The organism is Micromonospora sp. WMMC250 (assembly GCF_027460215.1).
Classification (GTDB): Bacteria; Actinomycetota; Actinomycetes; order Mycobacteriales; family Micromonosporaceae; genus Micromonospora; species Micromonospora taraxaci.
Window position 1 is genome coordinate 4,545,841 of sequence record NZ_JAPZBJ010000002.1, and the last position, 23,572, is coordinate 4,569,412.

Here is a 23,572-nt window from a genome sequence, read left to right on the forward strand (position 1 = left end):
TCAGATCATCGTCTGGGACTTGGCCTCCATGTCGGCGGCGGCCTCCTCCTTGGATTCGCGGGTCAGCGGCTTGCCGCCCGGGGCCGGCGCCTCACCGCCGAGCGGGTCGGCGCCGCCGGTGGCGCCCTGCGGACCGGCACCGCGCAGTTGGGTGTTGGGCAGCGTCAGCGTGACCACCACCGCCAGGATCGCGATCAGACCGGCGGTCAGGAAGACCATGTCCAGCGCGTCGACGAAGGCTCCCTGGATGGCCGCGCGCACCGGTGCCGGCAGGGCCAGGATGGTCGCCGGATCGTTGATCGAGATGTTGGCGCCGCCACTCGCCGCAACGGCCGCCTGCTCCTGGGGTGGGAGCTGCGCGATCGCGCCGGGCAGCCGGTCCGCGAGCCCGCCGGTCAGCCGGGACGAGAGCACCGTGCCGAGGATCGCCACCCCGAACGAACCACCCAGCGACCGGAAGAACGTGGCTGACGAGGTGCCGGCCCCCAGGTCACGCACGGACACCGCGTTCTGCACGGCCAGGATCAGCGACTGCATGCACAGACCCAGCCCGACGCCGATCACCACCATGAACCCGAAGGCCACCCAGAGCGAGGTGGACACCTCCAGCCGGGTGAACAGGAACATGCCGACCAGGAGGGTCACCGACCCGGCGACCGGGAACCACTTGTACCGGCCGATCCGGGTCATCGCACGACCGGTCAGGATCGAGGTGATGATGATGCCGGCCATCATCGGCAGCATCAGCAGACCACTGCGGGTCGGTGAGGCGCCCTTGACGATCTGCAGGTACAGCGGGATGAAGATGATCGAGCCGAACATCACCAGACCGATGATGAGCAGCGCCGAGTTGGCCAGGGCGAACGTGGCGCTGCGGAACAGTCGCAGCGGCAGGATCGGCTCGGCGACCCGGGCCTCCTGGAGGACGAAGAGCACCCCCAGCACCGCACCGACGACGAACAGACTGATGATCACACCGGAACCCCAGGCGTACTCGTTGCCGCCCCAGCTCAGCGCGAGCAGCAGCGCACTCACCCCGGCGACCAGCAGGCCGGCACCCAGCCAGTCGATCGAGTGTTCCCGGCGCTCGAACGGGATCAACCGCATCACGTGGTAGCAGACCACGATGGCCAGGATCGCCAGCGGCACGTTGATGTAGAAGATCCACCGCCAGTCGGTCTCCGCGAAGTACCCACCGACCAGCGGCCCGGCCACCGACGAGATCCCGAAGACCGCACCGAACAGACCCTGGTAGCGCCCACGCTCGCGGGGGGACACCACGTCCGAGATGATGGTGAACGCGAGCGTCAGCAGACCACCCGCGCCGAGGCCCTGGATGCCGCGGGTGATGATCAGCTGGGTCATGTTCTGGGACAGTCCGGCCAGCAACGAGCCGACCAGGAACGTGCCGATCGAGAAGAGGAAGACCGGTCTGCGCCCGTACAGGTCAGCCATCTTGCCGTACAGCGGGGTCGACGCGGTCGAGGCGAGCAGGTACGCGGTCACCACCCACGAGTAGTGGTTGATTCCGCCCAGCTCGCCCACGATGGTCGGTAGGGCCGTGCCGACGATGGTCTGGTCGAGTGCGGCCAACAGCATGCCGGTCATCAGACCGAGCATGAGCAGTCGGATCTGCTGACGGTTCAGCACCGGCGCGTCCGAGGCTTCGGTGGTCATGTGGCCTTCTATCCGGCGAGCCGAGGAACATGCGCCCAATCCCCAAAAACCCCCCACTCTCGCCTTGTTGATCAAGACGTTTGCGTCATTCCCGCGGTGTTTCCTGACGCAAACCTCTTGATCAACCAGGCGAGAGCGGGGGTGGGGTGGGGGTGGGGGTGGGGGTGGGGTTAGGCGGCGAAGGTTTGGGTGATCTTCTGGCAGAAGGCGGGGAGGTCGTCGGGGTTGCGGCTGCTGGTGAGATTGCCGTCCGTTACGCACTCCTCGTCCACCCAGGTGGCGCCCGCGTTGGTCAGGTCGGTACGCAGGGTGGGCCAGGAGGTGATCCGGCGACCACGCACCACGTCCGCCTCGATGAGCGTCCACGGGCCGTGGCAGATCACCCCGACGGGCTTGCCCGCGTCGAAGAACGCCCTCACGAACCGCACCGCGTCCGGGTCGCCCCGCAGGAAGTCCGGGTTCGCCACCCCACCGGGCAGCACCAGCGCGTCGTAGCCGGCGGCGTCCGCCTTCTCCGCGGTCACATCCACGTCGTACGTCTTGGACTGGTCCAGGTGGTTGAAGGACTGGATGGTGCCGGGCTTCAGCGAGACCAGCTCGACCGTCGCGCCGGCGTTCTCGACCGCCTCGCGCGGCTGGACGTACTCGACCTCCTCGACGCCGTCGGTGGCCAGGAAGGCGATCCGCTTGCCGTTCAATGCCGCTGTCATGTCGGTACATCTCCTTTCCGGGGGTACCTCAATTCCCTTCCCAGCTCGGAACGCCCGAAACAGACCGGACCGGTGACGAACCACCGGAAGGCGTACGACCAGCGGCGGGACCGACCGGCGCGCAGGTTTGGCCAGGGGGTCGGTGGGGACCCGGGGAGGCATGGCAGGAGCAGCAGCGGAACAGCGCCGGCTCGCCACCGTCGTGGAGAGCTGGCTCGGACGCCCGGTCCTGATCGTCGGTGACGCCATGTTGGACGAATGGCGGTTCGCCGACTCCGATCGGCTCTGCCGGGAGGCACCAGCTCCGGTCCTGACCCTACGCAGGCGGATCTCCGCAGCCGGTGGTGCCGCGAACACCGCTGTCAACGTCGCCGCGCTGGGCGGCAAGGCGGTGCTGGTGGCACCGGTCGGCGCCGACGTGGCCGGCGACGAACTGCACGACTGTCTGGACCGCGCCGGCGTCTGGGACCGCACTGTCAACCAGCCGGGACGGCCCACCCCGGTCAAGCGGCGGATGCTGGCCGGCAACCAGATCCTGCTGCGCGAGGACTCCGGTGACCCGGACGACGCCCTCGACCCGGAGGGCGTGAGCCGGCTGCTCACCGCGCTGGCCTGCGCCACCGAGGAACTGCGCGCCGCCGCCGGCGGTGAGGCACCGACCCTGGTGGTCTGCGACTACGGCCTGGGTGCGCTGCCCGCGCCGGTCCGCGCGTGGCTGGTCGAGCAACGCGAGCGGTACGCCACCGTCGCGCTGGACGCCCACGATCTGGCCGACTGGCGGGGGCTTGCCCCGACGGTCGTCACTCCCAGCTTCGCTGAGGCGACCCGCCTGCTGGCCCGGGCCGGCGGTACGACCCGGCCGACGGGCGGGACCGACCTGCACCTGGAGCACCCGGACAACGACCCGGCTGACGGGCCCTCCGAGATGACAGTGGGCGCGGCCCCGGGCGGGGTACGTGCCGACGACGCCGCCGATCGCACCACCGACCGCACCGGCCCGGTCGGGGAACCCATCCGGGGTGAGGGCCGGGTGGCGCTCACCGGCGACGGGCTCAGCGTCACCGGCACCGGCGTCACGGTGAACACCCGGGCCGGGGAGGGCGTCGACCGGGCCGTACTGGCCGAGTCGCGGCTGGCCGAGTTGCGCGCGCACACCGGCGCGGACGTGGTCGCGGTGACCCTGGACACCGAGGGCGCTGTCGTCGGCGGCGCCGACGGGGCGCCACGACGCAGCCACAGCACCCCGGTCCCGGCCAGTCACGCCGTGGGCGCCGGGGACGCGTACCTGGCGGCGATGACGTTGGCCCTGGCCGCCGACGCCCCGCTGCCCACCGCCGCCCAGCTCGCCCAGTTGGCGGCCACCATCACCGTCTCCGACACCGGCACCTGCGTGTGCCGGCGGGAGGACCTGCTCACCGCGCTCGACCAGCCGACCGGGAGCACGGAACGTTCGGCGCTGGTCGGCACCGACGAGTTGGACGCGATCGTCGCCGAGTACCGCGAGGCGGGACGGTCGGTGGTGTTCACCAACGGCTGCTTCGACGTGCTGCATCGCGGCCACGTGCGCTACCTGGAACAGGCCCGCGCCCTGGGCGACCTGCTCATCGTCGCCGTCAACTCGGACGGCAGCGTACGACGGTTGAAGGGCCCGGACCGCCCGGTCAACCCGGTCGAGGACCGGGGTGCCCTGCTCGCCGCGCTGGCCTGTGTGGACCACGTCGTGGTCTTCGAGGAGGACTCGCCCGCCGCGCTGATCGAGGCGGTCCGCCCGGACGTCTACGTCAAGGGCGGCGACTACCCGCCGGAGCTGGTCCCGGAAGGCCCGCTGGTGCGTCGCCTGGGCGGGCAGGTACGCACCCTCGGGTACGTGCCGGACCGGTCCACCTCCGCGATCATCGAGCGGATCCGGACGCACAGTCAGGACCCGGCCCCGCGTGCCTCGGACCACACGCCCGACGAGTCGCTGCGCACCCGCACCCAGGCGTCATGAACCGCCCCCTCGACCTCGGCGATCCGGAGGAGTTTCGCGCCGACCGGCTGCTCGACGTGCTGATTCCGACCCGGAACCGGCCCGCCGAACTGGCTGTCACCCTGGCCGGGCTCGCCGCCCAGGACGGGGTACCCGGCTTCGGGGTGGTGGTCAGCGACCAGTCCGACGGGGAGCCCGCGTACGCGCACCCCGCCGCGGCCACCATGGTCCGGGCGCTGCGCCACCGGGGTCACCCCGTGCTGTTGACCCGTCGGCTGCCCCGCCGGGGGTTGGCCGAACACCGGGCGTACCTGCTCGCCGCCTCCGCCGCCCGGTACGTCCTCAACCTCGACGACGACATCTGGTTGGAGCCGGGGGCGGTGCACCGGCTGGTCACGGCGATCGGTGAGCTGGGCTGCGGGTTCGTCGGCAACGGCGTGCACGGGCTGTCGTACACCGACGACGTGCGGCCGGAGTCGCACGGGCACTACGAGGAGTGGATCGGCCCTCCGACGCCGGAGCGGATCCGCCCGGGCACCCCGGAGTGGAACCGCGCCCGGATCCACTCGGCTGCCAACCTGCTGCACGTCACCGAGCGGTTGGCGCTGCCGCCGGGCGCGTGGCGGGCGTACAAGGTGTCCTGGATCGGCGGGTGTGTGCTCTACGACCGGGCCAGGCTCGTCGACGTCGGCGGTTTCGACTTCTGGCGTCGGGTGCAGGAGAAACACCAGGGTGAGGACGTGGCGGCGCAGCTCGCCGTGCTGGCCCGGTACGGCGGGGCGGGCATCCTGCCCAGCGGCGCGTACCACCTGGAGTCGCCGACCACTGTCACCGACCGGGACGTCGAGGCGTGGGAGGTCGTCCTCGCCGAGGAGAGCGCGCCTACGGGTTGAGCAGCTCCCGCGCCGCTTCGAGCACCTCGACCACCGGCACGTCCGCCACGAACGAGTCCCGGTGTGGGCACTCGCCGTCGCCGGGGCGGTGCGGGTAGATGCCCGGCGTGCAGTCCACCCCGCAGACCGGGCAGTGCACGGTCCAGGAACAGATGGGCCGGTGCCGGCCCCGCAACGGGTTCGCCGTGTTGATCAGGTTGCCGACCCAGAAGATGCCCACAGTGGACGTGCCCACCGCGGCGGCCACGTGCAGCGGGCCGGTGTCGTTGGAGACGACCAACGCACAGTCGGCGTAGCAGCCCAGCAACCCGCCGAGGCTGAGCGTCCCGACCTGCGGCCGGACCGGAACCCCGGCCGCCGCGACGACCCGGTCCACCACGTCCTGCTCGGAGGGCGTACCCGTGACCAGCACCTCGTAGCCGTCACCGTGCAGCTCACGGGCCACCTCGGCGAAACGCTCGGCGGGCCAGCGGCGGCGGGTGTCGCTGGCTCCGGGATGCAGCGCCACCCGCTGTCGGTTCGCCGGCCCGAGCACCTGGGCCGCCTCGGCCCGGTCGGCGTCGGTGACGGTCAGCGTCGGAGTGATGGTGGTCGCCGGTGCCCCGACCAGCGCTACCACCTCCAGGTAGCGGATCACCTCGTGCTGGTAGTAGACGTAGCGGAGCCACCGGTCCAGCGGCGGCGCGTCCTCGGCGCGTAGGCCAACCGTCACCCGGGCACCCAGGCGGCTCATCAGCGGGTTCGAGTTGGCGCCACCACCGTGGATCTGCACGGCCAGGTCGAACCCCTCACGGGAGGCGGCGGCGGCGAAGTCGTCCATCGACGACTCCGGCTCACCCGGGTCGGGAGTGCGGATGCCGGGCGCCGGCGGCACCACCAGCACCCGGTCCACCGGGCCCGGCCGGTCGCGCCAGAGCTTCGCGTGCCACGGCGCGCCGAGCAGCACGATCTCCGCCGAGGGGTACGCGGCGCGCAGCGCGTCCAGCGCCGGCAGGGCGAACACGAAGTCGCCCAGTGCGTTGGCGCGGAGTACGGCGATCCGCCGCACGTCGGGAAGGCGCTCGGCGGTCGGGCCGAGCACGGACGGGGTGACCACGCAGCCCGCTACTGCCGGTCGATCTCGCCGACGGTGTCCGGGCGGTGCAACTCCCGGTCCGCAGCGGGATCGGCAGGCATCGGCGTACCCGTGGAGCCGGAGCGCGGGCCGGTGCGACCGACGGTGATGGTGCGCGGCGCGGGCCGGGTCGCCCGCGGCAGACGGACCCGGAGCAGGCCGTGGTCCATGACCGCGTCGATGGCGTCCGGGTCGACCCGGGCCGGCAGGTTGACGCGATATTCGAATCCGCGGGTCTCGAAACCGCCGGGGATGCCCTGGTCGGCGTTGACCTCGGCCTCGGATCGGGCCCGCACGCACAACTCGCTGTCGTCCAGCTCGACAGCCACCTCTTCCGGGGCCACGCCGGGCAGCCGGACGATGACCTCCCAGCCGTCCGAGGTCTCGGTCAGTTCGACGTCGGACGCGCCGGCCCGACCGCCGACCAGCCGGCTCAGCTCGGCGCGCAGCGACTGCAACTCGCCCATCGGGTCCCAGCCCTGCTGTCGGCCGCCTCGCCAACCCCGGCCGAAGCCGCCGGTCTGGTGCTCGCTCATCACACGTCTCCGATCCGCCGTGCGGCCGCGGGCGGCCGTAGTGAACTGGGCGCGTCCAGGTTGGCGTCGCGGTCGACGCCCACGCCGAGCCGGTCGACCAGCTCGCCGCCCAGCCAGGCGCTGATGCCGAGGATCGCCACCGCGACGACCTCGATGGCGATCAGCGCGCCGCCGGCAGCCCGGGAGTCGGCGTTGAGGCGGACCACCCACACGGCCGCGAAGAGCAGGATCACCGCGACGTTGGCGGCGGCGTGCAGCAGACCCACCCGCTTGGCGCGGGTGCCGGTCGGGATCGCCAGCAGGTCGAACGAGCCGGCGGCTGCGGCGAGCAGGCCTCCGATCAGGCCCACTGTGATGTTCCAGTACGCGACCTCGCCCAGGAAGTCGGGACCACCGACGGTGTCGACCACGTCGAACAGCACTGCCGTGACCAGCAGCGCGACCGGGAACATGACCAGCATCGGGTGGACTGGGTGACCCAGCACCTTGAGTCGGCTCTCCATCTCCCGGCCTCCACTGGTCGGCTTCAGTGCGCGACGGCTCGTACGGCGGGCCGTACCCCCGGCGACCTGGCGCAAACCTCGCGCTGGTCAGGGCGGCCTAGGCTGGACATCGGTGCTGCCCGCCAACGGGTCAACGCCTGAGGGAGGAGCAACGTGACGGTGGAGATCACTTCCCACGACGAATTGCGCGCCCTGCTCGGGACGCCGCAAGCACGCGCCGCCAACAAGGACCGCGCCCGCCTGCACGAACTGGACCGCGAATGGCTCGCCGCCGCACCGTTCTGCCTGGTGGCCACGGCCGGCGCGGACGGCAGCTGCGACGTCTCCCCCAAGGGCGACCCGGCCGGCTTCGCCCTGGTGCTGGACGACACGACAATCGCGCTGCCCGAACGGCCGGGCAACAAGCGGGCCGACGGCTACCACAACATCATCGACAACCCGCACGTCGGGCTGCTCTTCATGATCCCCGGGCGGGCCGACACGCTGCGCATCAACGGACGCGCCCGCCTGGTGACCGACGCGCCCTGGTTCGACGACATGGTGGTCAAGGGGCACCGGCCGGTGCTCGCCATGGTGGTGGAGATCGAGCAGATCTTCTACCACTGCGCGAAGGCGTTCCTGCGGTCCGCGTTGTGGAAGCCGGACACCTGGCAGCCCGACCTGCTGCCGTCCCGCGCACGCATGGTCAAGGAACTCGAGGCGGTGACGGAGAGCCTCGAAGACCTGGAACGGCACTACGGCCCGGAGTACGACAAGAAGATCTACGTCTGATCGCCGGCCGGGTCAGGCCGACCAACCGGCGGGGTTGCCGAACGACTCCCGGGAGATGCCGGAGCCGGTCTCCGGCCACGAACCGAACCGGTCGTTGTGCAGGTGGGCGAAGAAGTAACACATGCTTTCGCAGTCGGCGTCCTCCAGGGCCATGGCGGGGTCGGCGCGGACCGCCTCGTAGTACGCCCGACCGAGCGCGACGATGAACCCGCGGCAGTAGAGGAAGCCATCGTCCGAACCGTCGGTCACCTCGTGGATGTCCTCCCGATCGATGTCGTACAGCTTGCGCTCCACCACCCGGTCGAGGTCGGTCAACTCCGGCCCGGTCAGCTCGGCGCACAGGTGCCTCAGCCGGTCCAGGAACCGGTCCAGCCAGTCGTCGATCGCGTAGGACGGCTCGTCATCGCCATCGTCGCCGTCGTCGTCGGCCGGGTCGCGTTCGACGAGGGCCCGCCGGAGCGCGGCAGGCTCCGCGCCCAACTCGGCCCACGCCGACTCGATGAGCGCCCACAACCGGGCCTCGTCGGCGGGGGTGGGCAAAGTGCCAGGCGCATCAGTGGTCACGGTCACCGATGGACCGTATCCACCACCACCGACGCTTTCAGGACCCCGAGTCGACCGAGACCATCCACAGGTGACCGTCCGGATCGGCGAAGACCCCCGCGTACCCCCAGGGTTGTGCCGCCGGCTCGGTGACCACGTCGGCGCCGGCGGCGCGCGCCCGGTCGACGAGCGCGTCCGCGTCGGCGGGTGCGGCGACGCCGAGGCTGAGCACGCACTCACTCTGCCCCTTCGGGGCGACCTCGTGCCGACCGATGACCCAGCCGAACCCCCCGGTCGGGACGAGCATCAGCCGCAGCCCCTCGTTGACCACGAACTGCAACGGCTCCGGGATGCCGTCGTCGGCCACCTCGCCCACTGCGTCGAGACCGAGGCCGTCCGAGTAGAAGCGGTACGAGGTGGCCCGGTCGGCGATGGGCAGACTGACGGTCACCGGCGCGAAGGTCATAAGTGGACGCCCTTCAGAATGTCGGTCGAGTACGGTCACCGCACCAGTGTGCCGGGCTGAATTAGCGTAGGCGTGGTGAGCGTTGACGACTGGCTGTCCGACACCCGTACCTCCTACGACACTGTCGCCGTCAGTTACGCGCACCTGGTACGCGACCTCCTGGCGCAGTCACCGTACGAACGGGCGGCTCTGGCGTTGTTCGCCGAACTCGTCGACGCGGCCGGAGGCGGGCCGGTCGCCGACGTGGGCTGCGGCACCGGGCGCATCACCGCCCACCTGCACACGCTCGGCGTCGACGCCTTCGGGATCGACCTCTCACCCGGGATGATCGCGGTGGCCCGCCGTGATCATCCCGGCCTGAGGTTCGAGGTCGGCTCGATGACCGACCTCGACCTGGCCGACGATTCGATCACCGGCCTGATCGCCTGGTACTCACTCATCCACATCCCGGACGACCAGCTCGGCGCGGTGCTCGCGCACTTCCGCAGGGTGGTGCGTCCCGGTGGCCCTCTGCTGCTCGGCTTCCACGTGGGCGACGAGACGACCCGCACGACGGAGGGCTACGGCGGCCACCCGATGACTGTCGACGTGCACCGTCGCCAGCCCGACCAGATGGCGGCCCGGCTGCGGACGAGCGGTTTCCGGGTCGAGTCGCAGACGACCCTCACCTCGCCCGAGAGCAAGCTCGGCGGGATCATCTTCGGGCGGCGCGAACCCTGACCCGGGGTGGTGTCCCAGACCGCTCGGTGCAGTCTGTCGGCCAACTCCGGCCCTTCGGGAAGGTAGCGTCCGCGCGATGAGTGAGACTGGCGAAGAAGCGAGCGGTCAGGTTGGCTCAGTTGCCGTTTGTCTGGCGGCGGCCGCGGTGGGTCGAGTGCGTTCTGTCGTGCCGATCTTCTTCGGGCGCATGGCCGGCTCGCTGAACACGGACCAGTTTGACGTCACGCAGGGCGTTGAGCTGGTGTGGCGTGAACTCAGCGGACTACCGAGAGCGAACGCCTTGCGGCATGCCGTGCGGGCGCACCTCCCGCAGTTCCGGCACCGGGCGGCAGAATCTGAAGTGCAGGGTGCTGCGGCAGTGGTTTCGGCACTCGATGCGATCGGAATCCTCACCGAGGAGTGTGCAGACAGCCAGGAGTTCCTACGCCGCTCGATGGCCGCTGCGCTGGGTGTAGCTCTGGAATTCGACTCGCAGGCGGTCCCGCCGCCCGCCGGGCAGCCGAGTTGGATGGTTTACGAGTTGCGCGGCCAGGCCGAACTGTTCGAGATGCTGCCGATCTCGACCGAGATGGTGTCATCAGAGCTGGTGTACAGCCTGTGGATGAGATCCGGTGAGGAGTCGATGAACTACCGGAACGCGATGAAGTTGCTACTGAGCGGTGCCGGTGGCTGAAGCGTTTGCGGCGCGGGACACGGACTGGCACGTCCAGCGACGATGTCGAGAGCCCCGGGAAACGGCGAAGCCCAGGTCGATGACCTGGGCTTCCATGCCGAGCCGCCTGACGGAATCGAACCGTCGACCTACGCATTACGAGTGCGTCGCTCTAGCCGACTGAGCTAAGGCGGCAACGATCAGCAAGTGTACGGCACGCCCTGACCCACTACCGAACGGGATACCTCCGCTCACCTACCAGCACCAAGCGGACATCTGGTCGTTTGCCGGACAGCAGATGATTCGAGGCGGGACTACGCTGCGGCGGGTGAGCGACGAACGCGACCACCCCGGCCACCCGAACGACGCCACCGAACGCCCTGATCCGGTACCGGCCGAACGCGCCGCCCACCGGCCGAGCAGCACCGACCCGCTTGAGCTCGGCTTCACGCCCCGCAAGCCGGTGCCGTGGCTGGCGCCGTTCCTGCTGATCAGCACCGGCATCCGTACGCTGCTGGCGGTGCTGTTCGGGGCGTACCTGGACAAGCGCGAGTTGCAGAACGCGTTCGACGACGGCGTCTTCCGCCAGGTGGGGCCGGACGGCGGGCTGTGGCTGGACTACGTGGCGGACCTGGGCGACGGCTTCAACGCCACCTACTCGGTGGCGTACCTGCTGGCGCAGCCCGAACTGACGGTGGACGGGCACCGGCTGCCCCGGGCGCAGACGCTGGTGATGGGTGGCGACCAGGTGTACCCGTCGGCGGCCTACGCCTCGTACGAGGACCGGTGCAAGGGGCCCTACCAGGCCGCGCTGCCCGTGCCGCCGCCCGAGAAGCCCACGCTCTTCGCGGTGCCGGGCAACCACGACTGGTACGACGGCCTGACCGCGTTCCTGCGGTTGTTCGTCCGCTCCCGGGACCGGAACTTCGCCGGGTGGGGCACCGGCCAGTCCCGGTCGTACTTCGCTGTTGAACTGCCGGCGGGTTGGTGGCTTCTCGGTGTGGACGACCAGTCCGGCTCGTACCTGGACGACCCGCAGTTGGCCTACTTCGACGAGGTGGCCCGGCGGCTCGGCCCGGAGTCCAAGGTGATCATTGCGGCACCGGCGCCGACCTGGGTCAAGGCGGCCGACAGCCCGACGGCGTACGACTCGATCGACTACTTCATCCGGACGATCATCGATCCGACCGGGGCGCGGGTGCGGCTGCTGATCTCCGGCGATCTGCACCACTACGCCCGCTACTCCGGGCCGGACCGGCAGCTGATCACGTGCGGCGGAGGAGGCGCGTACCTCTACCCCACCCACAAGTTGCCGGAACGCATCGAGGTGCCGCCGCGGGACACCCTGGCGCGCCGGGCCAGCTCGACCCAGCCGTACGACCTGGTGGCCCGCTATCCGGACGCGGCCCGCTCCCGCCGCTACGGCTGGGGCATCTTCCCGAGGCTGCCGTTGCGCAATCCGGGCTTCACCACACTGCTGGGCATCCTGCACACCCTGCTGATGCTGGCCATGGCGGGCGCGACGGCGAACTGGGCGGACAGCACCGGTCAGCGGCTGTTCAGCGTACCGCTGGTGTTGATGGTGCTCGTGACGATGCTGGCGGCGATCCTCTTCGCCAAACCGCCGAGCGCGAGCGGCAAGCGGCACGTACGGCACGGGATTCTCGGCGTCAGCCACGCCGTGGCGCAGGTGGCCCTCGCGGCGGCCGGCACCTGGGCGTGGTTGGCCCTGCCGTTCTACGACTGGCCGTGGCCGCTGCCGGCGGTCGCCGCGGCGGTGCTCTACGGCCCGGTGATCGGCCTGGTGGCCAGCCAGTTGGTGGCCGCGTACCTGCTGGTGGCGGGCTCGTTCGGGGTGAACGTCAACGAACTCTTCGCCGGTCAGGGCATCGAGGACTCGAAGGTGTTCCTGCGGTTGCGCATCGACCCGGACGGCACGCTGACGATCTTCCCGATCGCTGTGGACCGGGTGTCCCGGGACTGGCAGGTGAACCCGGATCAGTCCCCGACCGCAAGCTGGCTGACCCCGAAGACCACCCTGACCCCCCGCCTGGCGGAACCCCCCACAGTCCTGCCCTGACCTCAGGCCACCCACCTACCCACCCGCAGAGCGCAGGTGATCAAGAGGTTTGCGTCAGAAACCGAGCCGAGCATGACGCAAACCTCTTGATCACCGCCGAGGGCGCGGCGGGAGGGCGCGGCCGGGGGGCGCGGGGGGCGCGGCCCGGGGGGTGGGGTTTTAGGGGGTGTAGTGCTGGTCGTGGGCTTGGCGGGGGGCGCAGACGGAGGCGCGGGAGCAGGAGCAGCGGGAGCCGTCGGCGTCCAGTCGGACCGTCACCGCGTCTCTCGGGACGCTGTGCCCGACCACCCGGCCGTCACCCTCGGGCGTGGAGACCCGGCTGCCGACCGCCGGGGCGGTCTCCTGAAATCTTTGATACAGCGGATGTTCGTACTTCAGACAGCACATCAGCCGGCCACACGCACCGGAGATGCGCAGCGGGTTCAGTGGCAGGTCTTGGTCCTTCGCCATCCGGATGGTCACCGGTTCGAAGTCGGTCAGGAAGGTGGCGCAGCACAGGTCCCGACCGCAGGAGCCGATGCCGCCCTGCACGCGCGCCGAGTCGCGGGCGGAGAGCTGACGCAGCTCGACCCGGCAGTGCAGGGTGGCGCCCAGGTCGCGGACCAGGGAACGGAAGTCCACCCGGTGCGGTGCGGTGAAGTACACGGTGCTGCGCTCGCCGCCGCCCTCGGCGGAGCCGAGCACGTGGTCGACGGCAACCACCTTCATCGGCAGGCCGTGCGAGCGGATGAGCCGTTTCGCGGCCACCTTGGCCTCGGCCTTGCGGCGACGCAGCGTCTCGTCCCGCCGAAGGTCGTCGTCGGCGGCCAGGCCCAGCAACCGGGGGAAACCGTCGGTCTCCTCGGTCACCCACTGCGCGGCCCACACGCACTCCGCCACCTCGGGCCCGTCGTCGGTGGGCACCAGCACCTTGTCGCCGACCTGCGGGCGCAACTCACCGGGATCGAGGTAGTAGAGCCGCCCGTACCGGTTGAAGCTGACCGCGCAGAGCATGCCCATCCCCCCACCCTACGACGCCTTCGTGGTGGAGAGCACCTCGGTCGATGACGCCACTCGCATCCATGACCGTCGAATCGACCTATTGCCGGGCGGCCCGTCGTGCCGTTGCTCCTCGCCCGGACGGTTGAATCCGGGCCCGGGCAGGAGACAAGACGCACCCCGACAGCGTTGAGTGAAGGCATACCTGCGGGGGGTGCAGGGGGAAGACCACGGCGTCGCCGGGGAGCCGACTCAGGTCAGGCGCCCATGAGCGACGCCGTGGTCTGTCCGGGACCTGTGCGGCGACGGCCAAGGACCGGGCGCCGGCTACCAGCCGACCCGGGTGGGCTGGTCGTAGCGGGGTCGCCCCTCCATCGGTGGCCGCCACGTCGCCTCGGCGAGGCTCGGCGCCCACTGACGCAGCAGCGTCTCCGCACCGTCGTACGCCACGCAGAGCACCGCCAGCACCCGTGCGGCGATCTCGGCCGCGTCGGCAACGCCGGGGCCGACCGGCCCGGGCCGCGTCGACACACCGGTGGCGGTGGCGGCGACCACGGCTACCGCTTCCGCGGAGCGCAGCACGTCGGCCAGCGTCCGGGCCAGCGCGAGTCGGCTGCCCTCCACCCAGTCGGCGAGAGCGTCGGCGTAGCCGGCTGTGGATTCGAGCCGCCCGACCAGGCTGTCCGGCCCCTCGTCGAGGTGGTGCAGCAGTGCCGCCCGCTGCTGCCCGTACGCCGTGGCGGCCGGGCCGGACCAGAGCACCGCGTCGGTGAGCGCGGCGGAGACGTCGTCGTACCCCCGGACGAGCCGGCGCACCGCGTGCCCGGCGGCGGCGAGCGGCGCGGGGTGGAGGTCGAGGAAGCCGCGCACCGCGTCGCCCGGCAGCACCTGCATCCGACGCAGCAGCGGCCAGACCCGGTGACCCTCCGGGACTCCCGCCGCGATGAGGGAATCCACCCGGCGCAGCAGGTCGAGGCCGGGCTCGGCGAGCCGGTCCAGCGCGTCCATCACTGCTCTCCGGCGAGCCGGCGGCGGGCCGCCCGGTCGACGTCGGCATAGCGGTCGGCGGCCTCCCGCACCGCTGCGGCGGCGGTGGCCAGTCGACCGGCGGCGGCGCGGGCCTCGCGGGCCCGGTCGTCGGTGGCGGTGGTCCACTGCCGGTGCAAGGCACGACCGATCTCGCCGGGCCGACCCGGGGCGTCGGCACCGAACGCGGCCTGCGACGGGTCGGTGGCGGTGACGGTGTGCGAGACGACGGTGAGCGTGGCGCTCGCCTCGTCGAGTCGGGCGGAGAGCGCGCGCAGTGTGTCCATCTCAGGCTCCCGCGAGCGGTCGGTAGGCGGCGAACGTCTCGTTGTGCAACTTTTCCCGGGCCCATTCGGCGGCGTCCGCCGCCGCGGTGACCGCCGCCTGAACGGAGCCGGCCACGTCTCGAGGGCTGCGGGTGTGCAACGGCCCAAGGAACCGGACGTCGGTGATCCGCCCCCCGGCGGTCACCACCACCTCGACCAGACCGTCCGGGGACCGGACGGTGACCTCGACGGTCGACACCGCCTGGTCGAACTCGGCCTGTAGCGACTCGATGCGGCGGTAGCGCCGCACCGCCTCCTCGATCCAGGCTTCGTCGATCTCCCCCCGCGGCATCGGCCGACTCCTCCCGGGTGATTCCTCACTCAGCGTGCCCTCACCGTCACCACGGCACACGGACCGTACCGCACAGCAATCGGACCTGTCGATGCCTGTGGACAACGGTCGGAGGGGTGCGGGTCAGCCCTTCCAGAGGGCGAGCATCATCGCCTCGACAGCGATCCGCGGTTTCACGTTCGACTCGATGGCCGCCCGGCAGGCGAGCACGGCCTCCAGCCGGCGCAGTGCCCCCTCGGCGTCCCACTTCTGCGCGCCGGCACCGGCCAACGCGGCGGTGTCGGTGTGCACCGGGGCGACGGGCGCGCGCAGCGCCATCGTGAGCGCGTCCCGGTAGAAGCCGGCCAGGTCGACGAGCGCCCGGTCCAGCGCGTCCCGCTGGGCCCGGGTGGCCCGGGATTTCTGCCGCTTCTCCAACTCCTTGAGCTGACCGGCGGCACCCCGGATCGCGCCGGACGCGCCCCGGCCGGTGCCACCCGCGCCGAGCGCGGTCTCCAGTGCCGCCCGCTCGGCCGCGTCGGCCTCGGTGACCGATGCCGCTGCCTCCGCCTCGGCCGCCTCGATCAGCGCGGACGCCGCGTCGAACGCCGCGCCGACACCTGTCAACCGGCGGGGCACCGCGAGCACCGCCTCGCGCCGCTTGCGTGCCTCCGGGTCGCGGGCCAGGCGGCGGGCCCGACCCACGTGCCCCTGCGCTGCCGCCGCCGCCCACTGCGCCACGTCGGGCGCGACGCCGTCCCGACGGACCAGCACCTCGGCCACCGCGGTGGCCGGCGGCTGCCGCAGGGGTACGACGCGACAGCGCGACCGGATGGTCACCGAGATGTCGTCCGGGTGGGTGGACGGCGCGCAGAGCAGGAAGACCGTACGCGGCGGGGGTTCCTCGATCGCCTTGAGCAGCGCGTTGCCGGCGGCCTCGGTGAGCCGGTCGGCGTCCTCGATGATCACCACCTGCCAGCGGCCGCCCGAGGGGGTGCTGGCCGCCCGCAGCACCAGCGCACGCATCTCGTTAACGCCGATGGACAGCCCTTCCGGCACCACCAGCCGGACGTCGGCGTGGGTGCCGCCCATCGTGGTGCGGCAGCCGGGGCACTCACCGCAGCCGGTGCCGTGCACGCACTGGAGTGCGGCGGCGAACGCCCGGGCGGCGACCGAGCGGCCGGAGCCGGGAGGGCCGGTGAAGATCCAGGCGTGGGTCATCCCGGCGGCCGGGTCCACCCCGCCGGCCGGGGTGTCGCCAGCGAGCGCGTCGGCGTCGCCGGCGGCGATCAGCGCGGGCGCCCGGTCGACCGCGCCCGCGCGCAGCACGGCCGCCGCCGCGGCGGCGGCCCGGCGCAGCTCGGTCACCGCCTCGTCCTGACCGACCAGGTCGGCGAAGACGTCCGGCATCAGGTCTTGTGCTCCATCGTCACCAGCTCCGCGTCGGATAACTCTGGCTGCACCGAGGTGTCCGGGCCCTGCGCCGGCCGGGGGTGCACGATGCCGCCCGGGCTGCCGAGCATCTCCTCGACACGGCGGACCACCTGCCCGCTGATCTCGTCGGCCGGTCGGGACGCGTCGAGGACCAGGTAGCGCTTCGGGTCGGCGGCGGCGAGGTCGAGGAAGGCGTACCGGACGCGCTCGTGGAAGGCGACCGACTCGGCCTCCAGCCGGTCGGTGCCGGCGTTGCGCGAGGCGACCCGGGACAGGCCGGTGTGTGGCTCGACGTCCAGCAGCACCACCAGGTCGGGCTTGAGCCCACCGGTGGCCCAGGAGGAGAGCCAGGAGACCTCGTCGACGGGCAGCGTCCGGCCCGCTCCCTGGTACGCCAGAGACGAGTCGACGTACCGATCGCTGATCACCACTCCGCCCCGGACCAGCGCGGGCCGGACCACGGCGGCCACGTGGTGTGCGCGGTCGGCGGCGTAGAGCAACGCCTCGGCCCGCGGCGAGGGGGCTGCGTCGCCGGACGTGTCCAGCACCAGCGACCGGATCCGCTGACCGACAGCTGTCGCCCCCGGTTCCCGGGTGACCACCACGTCGCGCCCCTGGCCGCGCAGCCGCTCGGCGAGCGCGGCGAGCTGGGTGGACTTGCCGGCGCCCTCGCCGCCCTCGAACACCACGAACAGCCCGGTGGAGACGAACGGCTCGGAGGGCATCAACGGACGGCCCCGGATCGAGCCCCAGAGGTCGGCGAGGACGGGGACGCCCTTCTTGTCGTCCATCTGGCCGAACGCGCTGATCCCGGCGAAGATGCCGGCCGCACCGGCGGCGAGCAGCAGCAGTCGGGTCGAGGAGATGGACACGCCCAGGTCGGCGATGGCCAACTTGCGGGAGCCGCCGACGCCGACCAACACACTGCTCAGCCCGATGGCCAGGATCAGCACCAGCCGGGTGCCGATCTGCACCACGGCGAAGACGCGACCGCGCACCTCGTCGGCCACCTCGCCACCGAGCAGCGTCGTGCCGGCCAGGAATGCCATCCCGGCGCCAGCACCGACCAGCACCGCACCGACGATCGCCATGGACAGGTGGATGGCGAAGGCGAGGGTCATCACGGCGGCGCTGGCGAGCACGATGCTCATGCCGAACCAGCGACGCCGGGACATCTCCTTGACGATCATCGGGCCGAGCCCGATGCCGAGCGCCAGGCCGACGAAGATGGCGCCGAAGAGCAGGGAGAACGCGGCGTCGCCGGCGCCCAGCGAGTTGGCGAAGAACTTGGCCGTGCCGACCACGATGCCGCCACCGGCGAACGCGCCGAAGATGCCCAGCACCAGGCCACGGACGAGCGGGGTCTGGCCGATGTACTTCCAGCCCTCGGAGAACTGCCGGAACATGCTCTGCTCGGCACGTTCGGCCTCACCGCGTTGCGCGTCGCTGATCTCCTTGATCCCGAACGCCACCACCAGTGCGGTGGCGAGTCGGGAGAAGGAGTTGATCCAGAGCGCGAGCTGGGCCGGCTCGGCCCAGTCGGGTAGGTCGCCGCCGACGGCACCACGGACGCCTCGGTCGAGCACGGCGAGGCCGATGGCGGCGGCGACCGGGGTGAGGCCGTACGTGGTGATCAGGGTGAGCTGGTTGGCCGCCTCCAGCCGGGCGCGCGGGATCAGGTTCGGGACCGCGGCCTCCTTGGCCGGGATCCAGAGCAGGGTGAGCGACTCGATCAGGAACGTGGCGATCAGCGCCCAGCCCACCACCAGGCCACCGGCCGCGCCGGAGAGGGCGTAGAGCGGAATGGAGGCGAAGAGCACGAAGCGCAGCAGGTCACAGATGACCATCGTCCAGCGCCTGTCGAACCGGTCGGCGAAGACGCCGGCCACCGGGCCGAGCACCAGCGCGGGCAACAGCCGGATCGCGGTGACCCCACCGAACGCGGCACCCTGGGCGGTGCTGCCCTGCACCTGCGAGGCGGCGAAGAGCGCGGTGGCCAACAGGCCGAGCCAGTCACCGAAGGAGGCCGCACCGAGCACGATCCAGAGCCGGCGGAACGGCTGGATGCGCAGAACTGACCGGATGGCGGCATAGCCGGACGGGTCGACCTGACCGCCGCTGGGCTGATTGGCAGCGGCATCGGATCGATCGCCGGAGCGCGACACGCCGGGCGACTCGCCGCTGTTCTGGCTTTCGATGGCCGTACCTCCACGTGCCGGCCCATCACTGGGCGCCTCCGGTGGAACACTCTAGACCCGGTGGGGGGCCACCCCACCGGCGACATTCTCCTGCTCGCTGAGCCTAGGCCGCCGGAGCCACCGGCCGCAGCCCGGACGTACGCGAGGGTATTTCGCATTCGCCGTCGGACAGTTAGCGTGCACACGTGGCCATCGAAAGCGACAAACTTCGCGAGCGCCTGGATCGGGCGACCGCCCACCTCGACCCGCCCTACGCCGTGGTCGACCTCACCGCCTTCGACGCCAACTCGGCAGCCCTGGCCGAGTTGGCCGGCGGCAAACCGGTCCGCCTGGCCAGCAAGTCGGTGCGCAGCCGAGAGTTGATCAGTCGGGCCCTCGCCCGCCCCGGCTGGCAGGGGATCATGGCGTTCACACTGCCCGAGGCGATCTGGCTGGTTCGTGCCGGTGTGAGCGACGACGTCCTGGTCGCGTACCCGAGCGCGGACCGGGCCGCGATCGCCGAGCTGGCCGCCGACCCGACCCTGGCCGCCGCGATCACCCTCATGATCGACGGCACCGGGCAACTCGACCTGATCGACGCCGTCCGGGCCCCCGGGCAACGCGCCGAGCTACGCCTCTGCCTCGACCTGGACGCCTCCTGGCGGCCGATCCGGGGGCGGGTGCACGTCGGCGTCCGCCGCTCACCGGTGCACAGCGCACGGGCGGCCGGCGCGCTCGCCGCCACCGTCGCCGGCCGCGCCGGCTTCCGGCTGGTCGGGCTCATGTCGTACGAGGCGCAGATCGCCGGCCTGGGCGACGCGCCGCCGGGGCAGACGCTGCTGGCCGGCGCGATCAGGCTGGCCCAGCGCGGGTCGTACCGCGAGTTGCTGGCCCGCCGAGGTGCGGCGGTGGCCGCGGTACGCGAACACGCCGACCTGGAGTTCGTCAACGGCGGCGGCACCGGCAGCGTGGCGGCGACCAGCGCCGATCCCGCGGTAACCGAGATCACCGCGGGATCGGGTCTGTACGGGCCGACGCTGTTCGACGCGTACCGCGCCTGGCGACCCACTCCGGCGGCCTTCTTCGCCTGCGCGGTGGTCCGCCGGCCGACGCCGGAGCTGGCGACGGTGCTCGGTGGCGGCTGGATCGCCTCCGGTCCAGCCGCCGACAGCCGGCTACCTCGGCCGTGGCTGCCGGCCGGGCTCAAGCTGGTCGGCACCGAGGGCGCCGGTGAGGTGCAGACCCCGCTGTCCGGCGCGGCGGCGGCCACCCTGCGCGTCGGCGACCGGGTGTGGTTCCGGCACGCCAAGGCCGGCGAACTCTGCGAACGGGTCAACGACCTGCACCTGGTCGAGGGGGACACGGTCGTGGCGAGCGTGCCCACCTACCGGGGGGAGGGGCAGGCGTTCCTCTGACCCGACGCCCGCCCCCGGGCCGCGAGCACGGATCAGGCGGGCTGGGCCTGCTGGCCGACAGCGGGCCGACCGCTGTCCTCGCCGTCGACCTGCCGGTGCAGGTACTCCCGGATCAGCGCCTTCGCCTCGAGCAGCACCCGCTCGTCACCGTCGGACTTGCGCCGGAACGCGAGCTTGATCAGCGCGTCCGCCGCCTCGACCGCGATCTCCAGGACGAAGCGCAGCTTCGGTACGTCGGTGAGCCCGAAACGCTCGGTGAGCACCCGGGCCAACTGGTCGGCGATCACGCCGTTGTTGTCCCGCTGCTCGTCGAGCAGGTGCAGGTCGACCACGTCGCCGAAGTGCAGGGTACGGAAGCCGGGGACGGTGCGGTGCATGGTGATGTACTCGTCGATCCCGGCGTCGACGCCGTCCCACCAGTGGGTCATCTCGTCGGAGGCGAACCGCTCGTCGAGGCGCTGGAGGTAGGACTCCATCGTGCGCAGGGTCAGCGCCTGCACGATTGCCCGCTTGTCCGGGAAGAACTGGTACACCGACCCGATCGCCACCTCGGCCCGCTCGGCGAGCAGGGTCGTGGTCAGCCCCTCGTACCCCACCTCGTCAACGAGTTCGGCGCAGGCATCCAACATGCGCTGTACCCGCGCGACACTTCGACCCTGCACCGGTACGCGGCGCAGCGGACCGGTCGTGGCGGCTGGTGTGGACACTCTGCGCCACCCCCCTTCGACGGATGAACATATCTCCACGTCACGAGTCCGTGACTACCGGTACAACGAGCGGATCGCAATTGCGGTATTTACCAGGTACAACGTTCCTGATATGAAGTCAGTTCATATTCATGAATGAGGAGCGCGCATGGTCGGCACCGCATCGCTCACCGCTACCTGGTCCAACTGGGCCGGCAACCAGCGTGGCAGCGCCACCGCGATCCTGCGCCCCGGCTCGCCGACCGACGTCGCAGAAGCCGTCCAGGACGCCGTCGCCACCGGTGGCCGGATCCGCGTGACCGGCAGCGGCCACTCGTTCACCGCCGTCGCACTCGCCGACGACCGCCGGATGGAACTGTCCGAGCTGGAGACCCCGGTCAGCGTCGACGTCGCCCGCCGGCTGGTCACCGTACCGGCGGGAATGACACTGCACACGCTCAACAGCCTGCTCGCCCGGCACGGCCTCGCACTGCCCAACCTCGGCGACATCGACGCGCAGACCGTCGCCGGGGCGATCTCCACGGGCACCCACGGCACCGGCGCCGGCTACGGGTGCCTCTCCACCTTCGTCGAGGCGATCACACTGGTCACCGGCACCGGCGAGGTGCTGCACTGCTCCGCCGACGAGAACCCCGACGTCCTCGCCGCCGCCCGGGTGTCGCTCGGGGCGCTCGGCGTACTGGTCGAGGTGACGCTGCGCTGTGTGGACGCCTTCGTACTGCACGCCCACGAACGCCCGGCCGAGATGGCCGATGTGCTCGGCGAACTGCCCGCGCTGATCGGCCGTCACGACCACGTCGAGTTCTACTGGTTCCCGTACACGTCCCGGGTCCAGGTCAAGGCCAACGACCGGGTACCCGCCAACGACCGGCCGCTGTCGCGCTGGCGCGGCTGGCTGGACGACGACTTCCTGTCCAACCGGGTCTTCGCCGGGGCCTGCCGACTCGGCCGGGCCGTGCCCGCCCTCGCGCCGGGGATCAGCGCGGTCTCCGCCCGCGCCCTCACCGAACGCCGGTACACCGGCCGCTCCGACCGGGTGTTCTGCACCCCGCGCCGGGTCCGCTTCATGGAGATGGAGTACGGGCTGCCCCGCGAGGCGCTGCCCGAGGCGCTCGCCGCGCTCCGCCGGATCGTCGACGGCCTGCCGTTCAAGGTGCTCTTCCCGGTCGAGGTGCGCTTCACCGCCGCCGACGACATCTGGCTCTCCCACGGCTACGGACGGGACAACGCCTACATCGCCGTGCACCAGTACGTAGGCATGCCGTACGAGCCGTACTTCCGGGCCTTCGAGCAGGTGGCCGCCGGGCTGGGCGGCCGCCCGCACTGGGGCAAGATGCACTACCGCGACGCCGCGTCGCTGGCCGCGGCCTACCCCCGCTTCGCCGACTTCCAGGCCGTCCGCGACCGCCTGGACCCGAACCGCGTCTTCACCAACCCCCACCTCACCCACGTCCTCGGCGCGTAAGGCTCTCCCCCGCCGCGCCGCCCCCCGGCCCGTCGCTAGAGCGCGAGGTCGTCCAGGTTGACGGCACCGGCCATGGCTTCGGCGCCCCTGTCGTTCAGGTGCATGCCGTCGCCGCTGTCCAGCGCCGGGTGGATGTGGTCGAGGGCGTGCGGGTTCGCGACGGCGCGCGCCACGTCGAAGACGGCGTCGAAGGTGTCGGTCGTCCGCATCCAGTCGTTCACCTCTCGTCGGATCGCAAGGCCCTCCGGCGTGCTGATCTCGGGGCCGGCACCCGCGAACGGACCGATGGTGGCGGCGAGAATCCTCAGGCCGGCACCGTGGGCGCGGTCGGCCAGCTCACGGAAACCCTCGACCAGGTCGCCGGCCGTGACGGGAGGCTCGCCCAGCATTACGGGTAGACCCAGGTCGTTGATACCGAAGTGGACCAGGACGTGGGTCACCGCCGGTATCGAGAGGACGTCGCGGTCGAAGCGTGCCAGCCCGTGTTCGCCGACCGTGTCGCGCAGGAGCCGGTTACCGGCGATGCCCTGGTTGACGACCCACCCGCGCTCCAGCCGCCGGTTGAGGACGTCGACCGAGCGGCGGTTGGCGCTGGTCGTGGTGCCGACCCCCTCGAACCACGAGTCACCGAAGGCCACGCCGACTGTGGTGTCAGGCGGGACGAGCACGTCGACGCCGGAGATGTAGAACCGTGCTTCGACCTGCGCCGTCCACACCGGCTGGGAAGTCGTGACCTGGTTGCCGTCGGCTATCCGAGCGAGTTCCGCAGGCTTGTGGGAGTGGGTGGCCAGGTCGGTCCGCTCCGGGAGGTAGAGGCTCACGACCAGGTCCGCGCCGGCGGACACGGGAGTGCCGACCGGGTCCGTGACGGCCTCCCCGCCCGCCGGGATGACACGGCGCGCGGCACCGTCGAAGGTCAGTGCCACCGGCCGGTCACCGACCACGACCGTGGCGGCCCCGACGGTCAACGGGGTACGCCCGTAGCGGTTCGTCAGGCGTACGCGGAAGGCCTCCCCACCGCCGGCCAGGTGCAGCACCTGACGGACGGTCTGGTCGGCGAAGCTACGGGGTTCGCTGAACTGGAGTCGCTCGTACGGACTGATCACGGCGGTGCGGAACCCGGCTGTCCAGATCATGGT

General features: G+C 71.5%; 23 protein-coding genes and 1 tRNA gene. 8 read left to right on the forward strand and 16 right to left on the reverse strand.

The window, feature by feature from the left end; genetic code table 11:
- Both O3438_RS20355 and O3438_RS20360 read right to left on the reverse strand, forming a co-directional pair.
- Entirely contained in the window at window positions 1–1,677 is a 1,677-nt protein-coding gene (locus O3438_RS20355; RefSeq protein WP_269681438.1) for an MDR family MFS transporter, read from the reverse strand.
- Window positions 1,678–1,847: 170 nt separating this feature from the next.
- Complete coding sequence (locus O3438_RS20360; RefSeq protein WP_269681439.1) at window positions 1,848–2,387, reverse strand: type 1 glutamine amidotransferase domain-containing protein; 540 nt, start codon at window positions 2,385–2,387, stop codon at window positions 1,848–1,850.
- A 160-nt stretch (window positions 2,388–2,547) separates the two neighbouring features.
- Here O3438_RS20360 and rfaE2 point away from each other — a divergent pair, with 160 nt between their 5' ends.
- Both rfaE2 and O3438_RS20370 read left to right on the forward strand, forming a co-directional pair.
- Window positions 2,548–4,377, forward strand: a complete 1,830-nt coding sequence (gene rfaE2 / locus O3438_RS20365) for a D-glycero-beta-D-manno-heptose 1-phosphate adenylyltransferase (protein WP_269681440.1) — start codon at window positions 2,548–2,550, stop codon at window positions 4,375–4,377.
- Window positions 4,374–5,249 carry a glycosyltransferase gene (locus tag O3438_RS20370; protein ID WP_269681441.1) on the forward strand — a complete coding sequence of 292 codons (876 nt, stop codon included), beginning with the start codon at window positions 4,374–4,376 and terminating at the stop codon, window positions 5,247–5,249. Before rfaE2 ends, O3438_RS20370 begins: the two co-directional genes overlap by 4 nt.
- Here O3438_RS20370 and O3438_RS20375 read toward each other — a convergent pair.
- From O3438_RS20375 to O3438_RS20385, 3 genes are read right to left on the reverse strand one after another with little or no spacing between them, the layout of a single operon-like run.
- The gene (locus O3438_RS20375) at window positions 5,239–6,345 is read right to left on the reverse strand and encodes a glycosyltransferase family 9 protein (protein WP_269681442.1); all 1,107 of its coding nucleotides are present in this window, start codon (window positions 6,343–6,345) and stop codon (window positions 5,239–5,241) included. The genes O3438_RS20370 and O3438_RS20375 overlap by 11 nt on opposite strands.
- Before the next feature lie 8 nt (window positions 6,346–6,353).
- Window positions 6,354–6,899, reverse strand: coding sequence for an Hsp20/alpha crystallin family protein (locus O3438_RS20380; RefSeq protein ID WP_269681443.1), 546 nt, complete (start codon window positions 6,897–6,899; stop codon window positions 6,354–6,356).
- The gene (locus O3438_RS20385) at window positions 6,899–7,402 is read right to left on the reverse strand and encodes a DUF2231 domain-containing protein (protein ID WP_269681444.1); all 504 of its coding nucleotides are present in this window, start codon (window positions 7,400–7,402) and stop codon (window positions 6,899–6,901) included. Before O3438_RS20385 ends, O3438_RS20380 begins: the two co-directional genes overlap by 1 nt.
- Window positions 7,403–7,555: 153 nt before the next feature.
- On the opposite strand from O3438_RS20385, the gene O3438_RS20390 reads away from it, so the two are divergent.
- Window positions 7,556–8,173 (forward strand): pyridoxamine 5'-phosphate oxidase family protein, encoded by a 618-nt coding sequence (locus O3438_RS20390; protein WP_269681445.1) that lies wholly within the window; start codon window positions 7,556–7,558, stop codon window positions 8,171–8,173.
- Window positions 8,174–8,185: 12 nt separating this feature from the next.
- Here the strand turns inward: O3438_RS20390 and O3438_RS20395 are convergent, their stop codons facing one another.
- Together O3438_RS20395 and O3438_RS20400 are read right to left on the reverse strand one after the other, a co-directional pair.
- Window positions 8,186–8,743 (reverse strand): DUF4240 domain-containing protein, encoded by a 558-nt coding sequence (locus O3438_RS20395; protein WP_269681446.1) that lies wholly within the window; start codon window positions 8,741–8,743, stop codon window positions 8,186–8,188.
- Between the two features lie 31 nt (window positions 8,744–8,774).
- Window positions 8,775–9,167, reverse strand: coding sequence for a VOC family protein (locus O3438_RS20400; RefSeq protein ID WP_269681447.1), 393 nt, complete (start codon window positions 9,165–9,167; stop codon window positions 8,775–8,777).
- 90 nt (window positions 9,168–9,257) lie between these two features.
- Here O3438_RS20400 and O3438_RS20405 point away from each other — a divergent pair, with 90 nt between their 5' ends.
- Together O3438_RS20405 and O3438_RS20410 are read left to right on the forward strand one after the other, a co-directional pair.
- Window positions 9,258–9,902, forward strand: a complete 645-nt coding sequence (locus O3438_RS20405) for a class I SAM-dependent methyltransferase (protein WP_269681448.1) — start codon at window positions 9,258–9,260, stop codon at window positions 9,900–9,902.
- A gap of 76 nt (window positions 9,903–9,978) precedes the next feature.
- Window positions 9,979–10,575 (forward strand): hypothetical protein, encoded by a 597-nt coding sequence (locus O3438_RS20410; protein ID WP_269681449.1) that lies wholly within the window; start codon window positions 9,979–9,981, stop codon window positions 10,573–10,575.
- 100 nt (window positions 10,576–10,675) lie between these two features.
- Here the strand turns inward: O3438_RS20410 and O3438_RS20415 are convergent.
- Window positions 10,676–10,749, reverse strand: a tRNA-Thr gene (locus tag O3438_RS20415).
- 103 nt (window positions 10,750–10,852) lie between these two features.
- Between O3438_RS20415 and O3438_RS20420 the strand changes: the two genes are divergently transcribed.
- Window positions 10,853–12,634, forward strand: coding sequence for a metallophosphoesterase family protein (locus tag O3438_RS20420; protein ID WP_442929629.1), 1,782 nt, complete (start codon window positions 10,853–10,855; stop codon window positions 12,632–12,634).
- A gap of 159 nt (window positions 12,635–12,793) precedes the next feature.
- On the opposite strand, the gene O3438_RS20425 is transcribed toward O3438_RS20420, so the two are convergent.
- From O3438_RS20425 to tmk, 6 genes are all read right to left on the reverse strand, one after another.
- Window positions 12,794–13,633, reverse strand: coding sequence for a PSP1 domain-containing protein (locus tag O3438_RS20425; RefSeq protein WP_269681451.1), 840 nt, complete (start codon window positions 13,631–13,633; stop codon window positions 12,794–12,796).
- A gap of 306 nt (window positions 13,634–13,939) precedes the next feature.
- Window positions 13,940–14,620 (reverse strand): hypothetical protein, encoded by a 681-nt coding sequence (locus O3438_RS20430; RefSeq protein WP_269681452.1) that lies wholly within the window; start codon window positions 14,618–14,620, stop codon window positions 13,940–13,942.
- Window positions 14,620–14,925, reverse strand: a complete 306-nt coding sequence (locus O3438_RS20435; protein ID WP_269681453.1) for a hypothetical protein — start codon at window positions 14,923–14,925, stop codon at window positions 14,620–14,622. Before O3438_RS20435 ends, O3438_RS20430 begins: the two co-directional genes overlap by 1 nt.
- A 1-nt stretch (window position 14,926) precedes the next feature.
- A complete protein-coding gene (locus O3438_RS20440; RefSeq protein WP_007454690.1) occupies window positions 14,927–15,256 on the reverse strand; it encodes a YbaB/EbfC family nucleoid-associated protein in 330 nt (109 codons plus the stop codon).
- Window positions 15,257–15,379: 123 nt separating this feature from the next.
- Window positions 15,380–16,645, reverse strand: coding sequence for a DNA polymerase III subunit delta' (locus O3438_RS20445; RefSeq protein WP_269681454.1), 1,266 nt, complete (start codon window positions 16,643–16,645; stop codon window positions 15,380–15,382).
- Window positions 16,645–18,735 carry a dTMP kinase gene (tmk, locus tag O3438_RS20450; protein ID WP_269683699.1) on the reverse strand — a complete coding sequence of 697 codons (2,091 nt, stop codon included), beginning with the start codon at window positions 18,733–18,735 and terminating at the stop codon, window positions 16,645–16,647. Before tmk ends, O3438_RS20445 begins: the two co-directional genes overlap by 1 nt.
- A 317-nt stretch (window positions 18,736–19,052) precedes the next feature.
- Between tmk and O3438_RS20455 the strand changes: the two genes are divergently transcribed.
- Window positions 19,053–20,261: an amino acid deaminase/aldolase gene (locus tag O3438_RS20455; protein WP_269681455.1), complete on the forward strand. Its 1,209-nt coding sequence runs from the start codon at window positions 19,053–19,055 to the stop codon at window positions 20,259–20,261.
- Window positions 20,262–20,293: 32 nt separating this feature from the next.
- Here O3438_RS20455 and O3438_RS20460 read toward each other — a convergent pair whose 3' ends face one another.
- On the reverse strand, window positions 20,294–20,890 hold the full coding sequence (locus tag O3438_RS20460; protein ID WP_269683700.1) for a TetR family transcriptional regulator: 597 nt from the start codon (window positions 20,888–20,890) through the stop codon (window positions 20,294–20,296).
- 226 nt (window positions 20,891–21,116) lie between these two features.
- Between O3438_RS20460 and O3438_RS20465 the strand changes: the two genes are divergently transcribed.
- Window positions 21,117–22,433 (forward strand): D-arabinono-1,4-lactone oxidase, encoded by a 1,317-nt coding sequence (locus tag O3438_RS20465; protein WP_269681456.1) that lies wholly within the window; start codon window positions 21,117–21,119, stop codon window positions 22,431–22,433.
- Between the two features lie 35 nt (window positions 22,434–22,468).
- Here O3438_RS20465 and O3438_RS20470 read toward each other — a convergent pair whose 3' ends face one another.
- Window positions 22,469–23,569, reverse strand: a complete 1,101-nt coding sequence (locus O3438_RS20470; protein ID WP_269681457.1) for a GDSL-type esterase/lipase family protein — start codon at window positions 23,567–23,569, stop codon at window positions 22,469–22,471.
- Window positions 23,570–23,572: the final 3 nt, after the last annotated feature.

Excerpts from the sequence above, each read along its gene's own strand:
- O3438_RS20355 (WP_269681438.1), bottom strand. The coding sequence starts at position 1,677 with ATGACCACCGAAGCCTCGGACGCGCCGGTGCTGAACCGTCAGCAGATC.
- O3438_RS20360 (WP_269681439.1), bottom strand. The coding sequence starts at position 2,387 with ATGACAGCGGCATTGAACGGCAAGCGGATCGCCTTCCTGGCCACCGAC.
- rfaE2 (WP_269681440.1), top strand. The coding sequence starts at position 2,548 with ATGGCAGGAGCAGCAGCGGAACAGCGCCGGCTCGCCACCGTCGTGGAG.
- O3438_RS20370 (WP_269681441.1), top strand. The coding sequence starts at position 4,374 with ATGAACCGCCCCCTCGACCTCGGCGATCCGGAGGAGTTTCGCGCCGAC.
- O3438_RS20380 (WP_269681443.1), bottom strand. The coding sequence starts at position 6,899 with ATGAGCGAGCACCAGACCGGCGGCTTCGGCCGGGGTTGGCGAGGCGGC.
- O3438_RS20385 (WP_269681444.1), bottom strand. The coding sequence starts at position 7,402 with ATGGAGAGCCGACTCAAGGTGCTGGGTCACCCAGTCCACCCGATGCTG.
- O3438_RS20410 (WP_269681449.1), top strand. The coding sequence starts at position 9,979 with ATGAGTGAGACTGGCGAAGAAGCGAGCGGTCAGGTTGGCTCAGTTGCC.
- O3438_RS20420 (WP_442929629.1), top strand. The coding sequence starts at position 10,853 with ATGATTCGAGGCGGGACTACGCTGCGGCGGGTGAGCGACGAACGCGAC.
- O3438_RS20425 (WP_269681451.1), bottom strand. The coding sequence starts at position 13,633 with ATGGGCATGCTCTGCGCGGTCAGCTTCAACCGGTACGGGCGGCTCTAC.
- O3438_RS20430 (WP_269681452.1), bottom strand. The coding sequence starts at position 14,620 with ATGGACGCGCTGGACCGGCTCGCCGAGCCCGGCCTCGACCTGCTGCGC.
- O3438_RS20435 (WP_269681453.1), bottom strand. The coding sequence starts at position 14,925 with ATGGACACACTGCGCGCGCTCTCCGCCCGACTCGACGAGGCGAGCGCC.
- O3438_RS20440 (WP_007454690.1), bottom strand. The coding sequence starts at position 15,256 with ATGCCGCGGGGGGAGATCGACGAAGCCTGGATCGAGGAGGCGGTGCGG.
- O3438_RS20445 (WP_269681454.1), bottom strand. The coding sequence starts at position 16,645 with ATGCCGGACGTCTTCGCCGACCTGGTCGGTCAGGACGAGGCGGTGACC.
- O3438_RS20460 (WP_269683700.1), bottom strand. The coding sequence starts at position 20,890 with ATGTTGGATGCCTGCGCCGAACTCGTTGACGAGGTGGGGTACGAGGGG.
- O3438_RS20465 (WP_269681456.1), top strand. The coding sequence starts at position 21,117 with ATGGTCGGCACCGCATCGCTCACCGCTACCTGGTCCAACTGGGCCGGC.
- O3438_RS20470 (WP_269681457.1), bottom strand. The coding sequence starts at position 23,569 with ATGATCTGGACAGCCGGGTTCCGCACCGCCGTGATCAGTCCGTACGAG.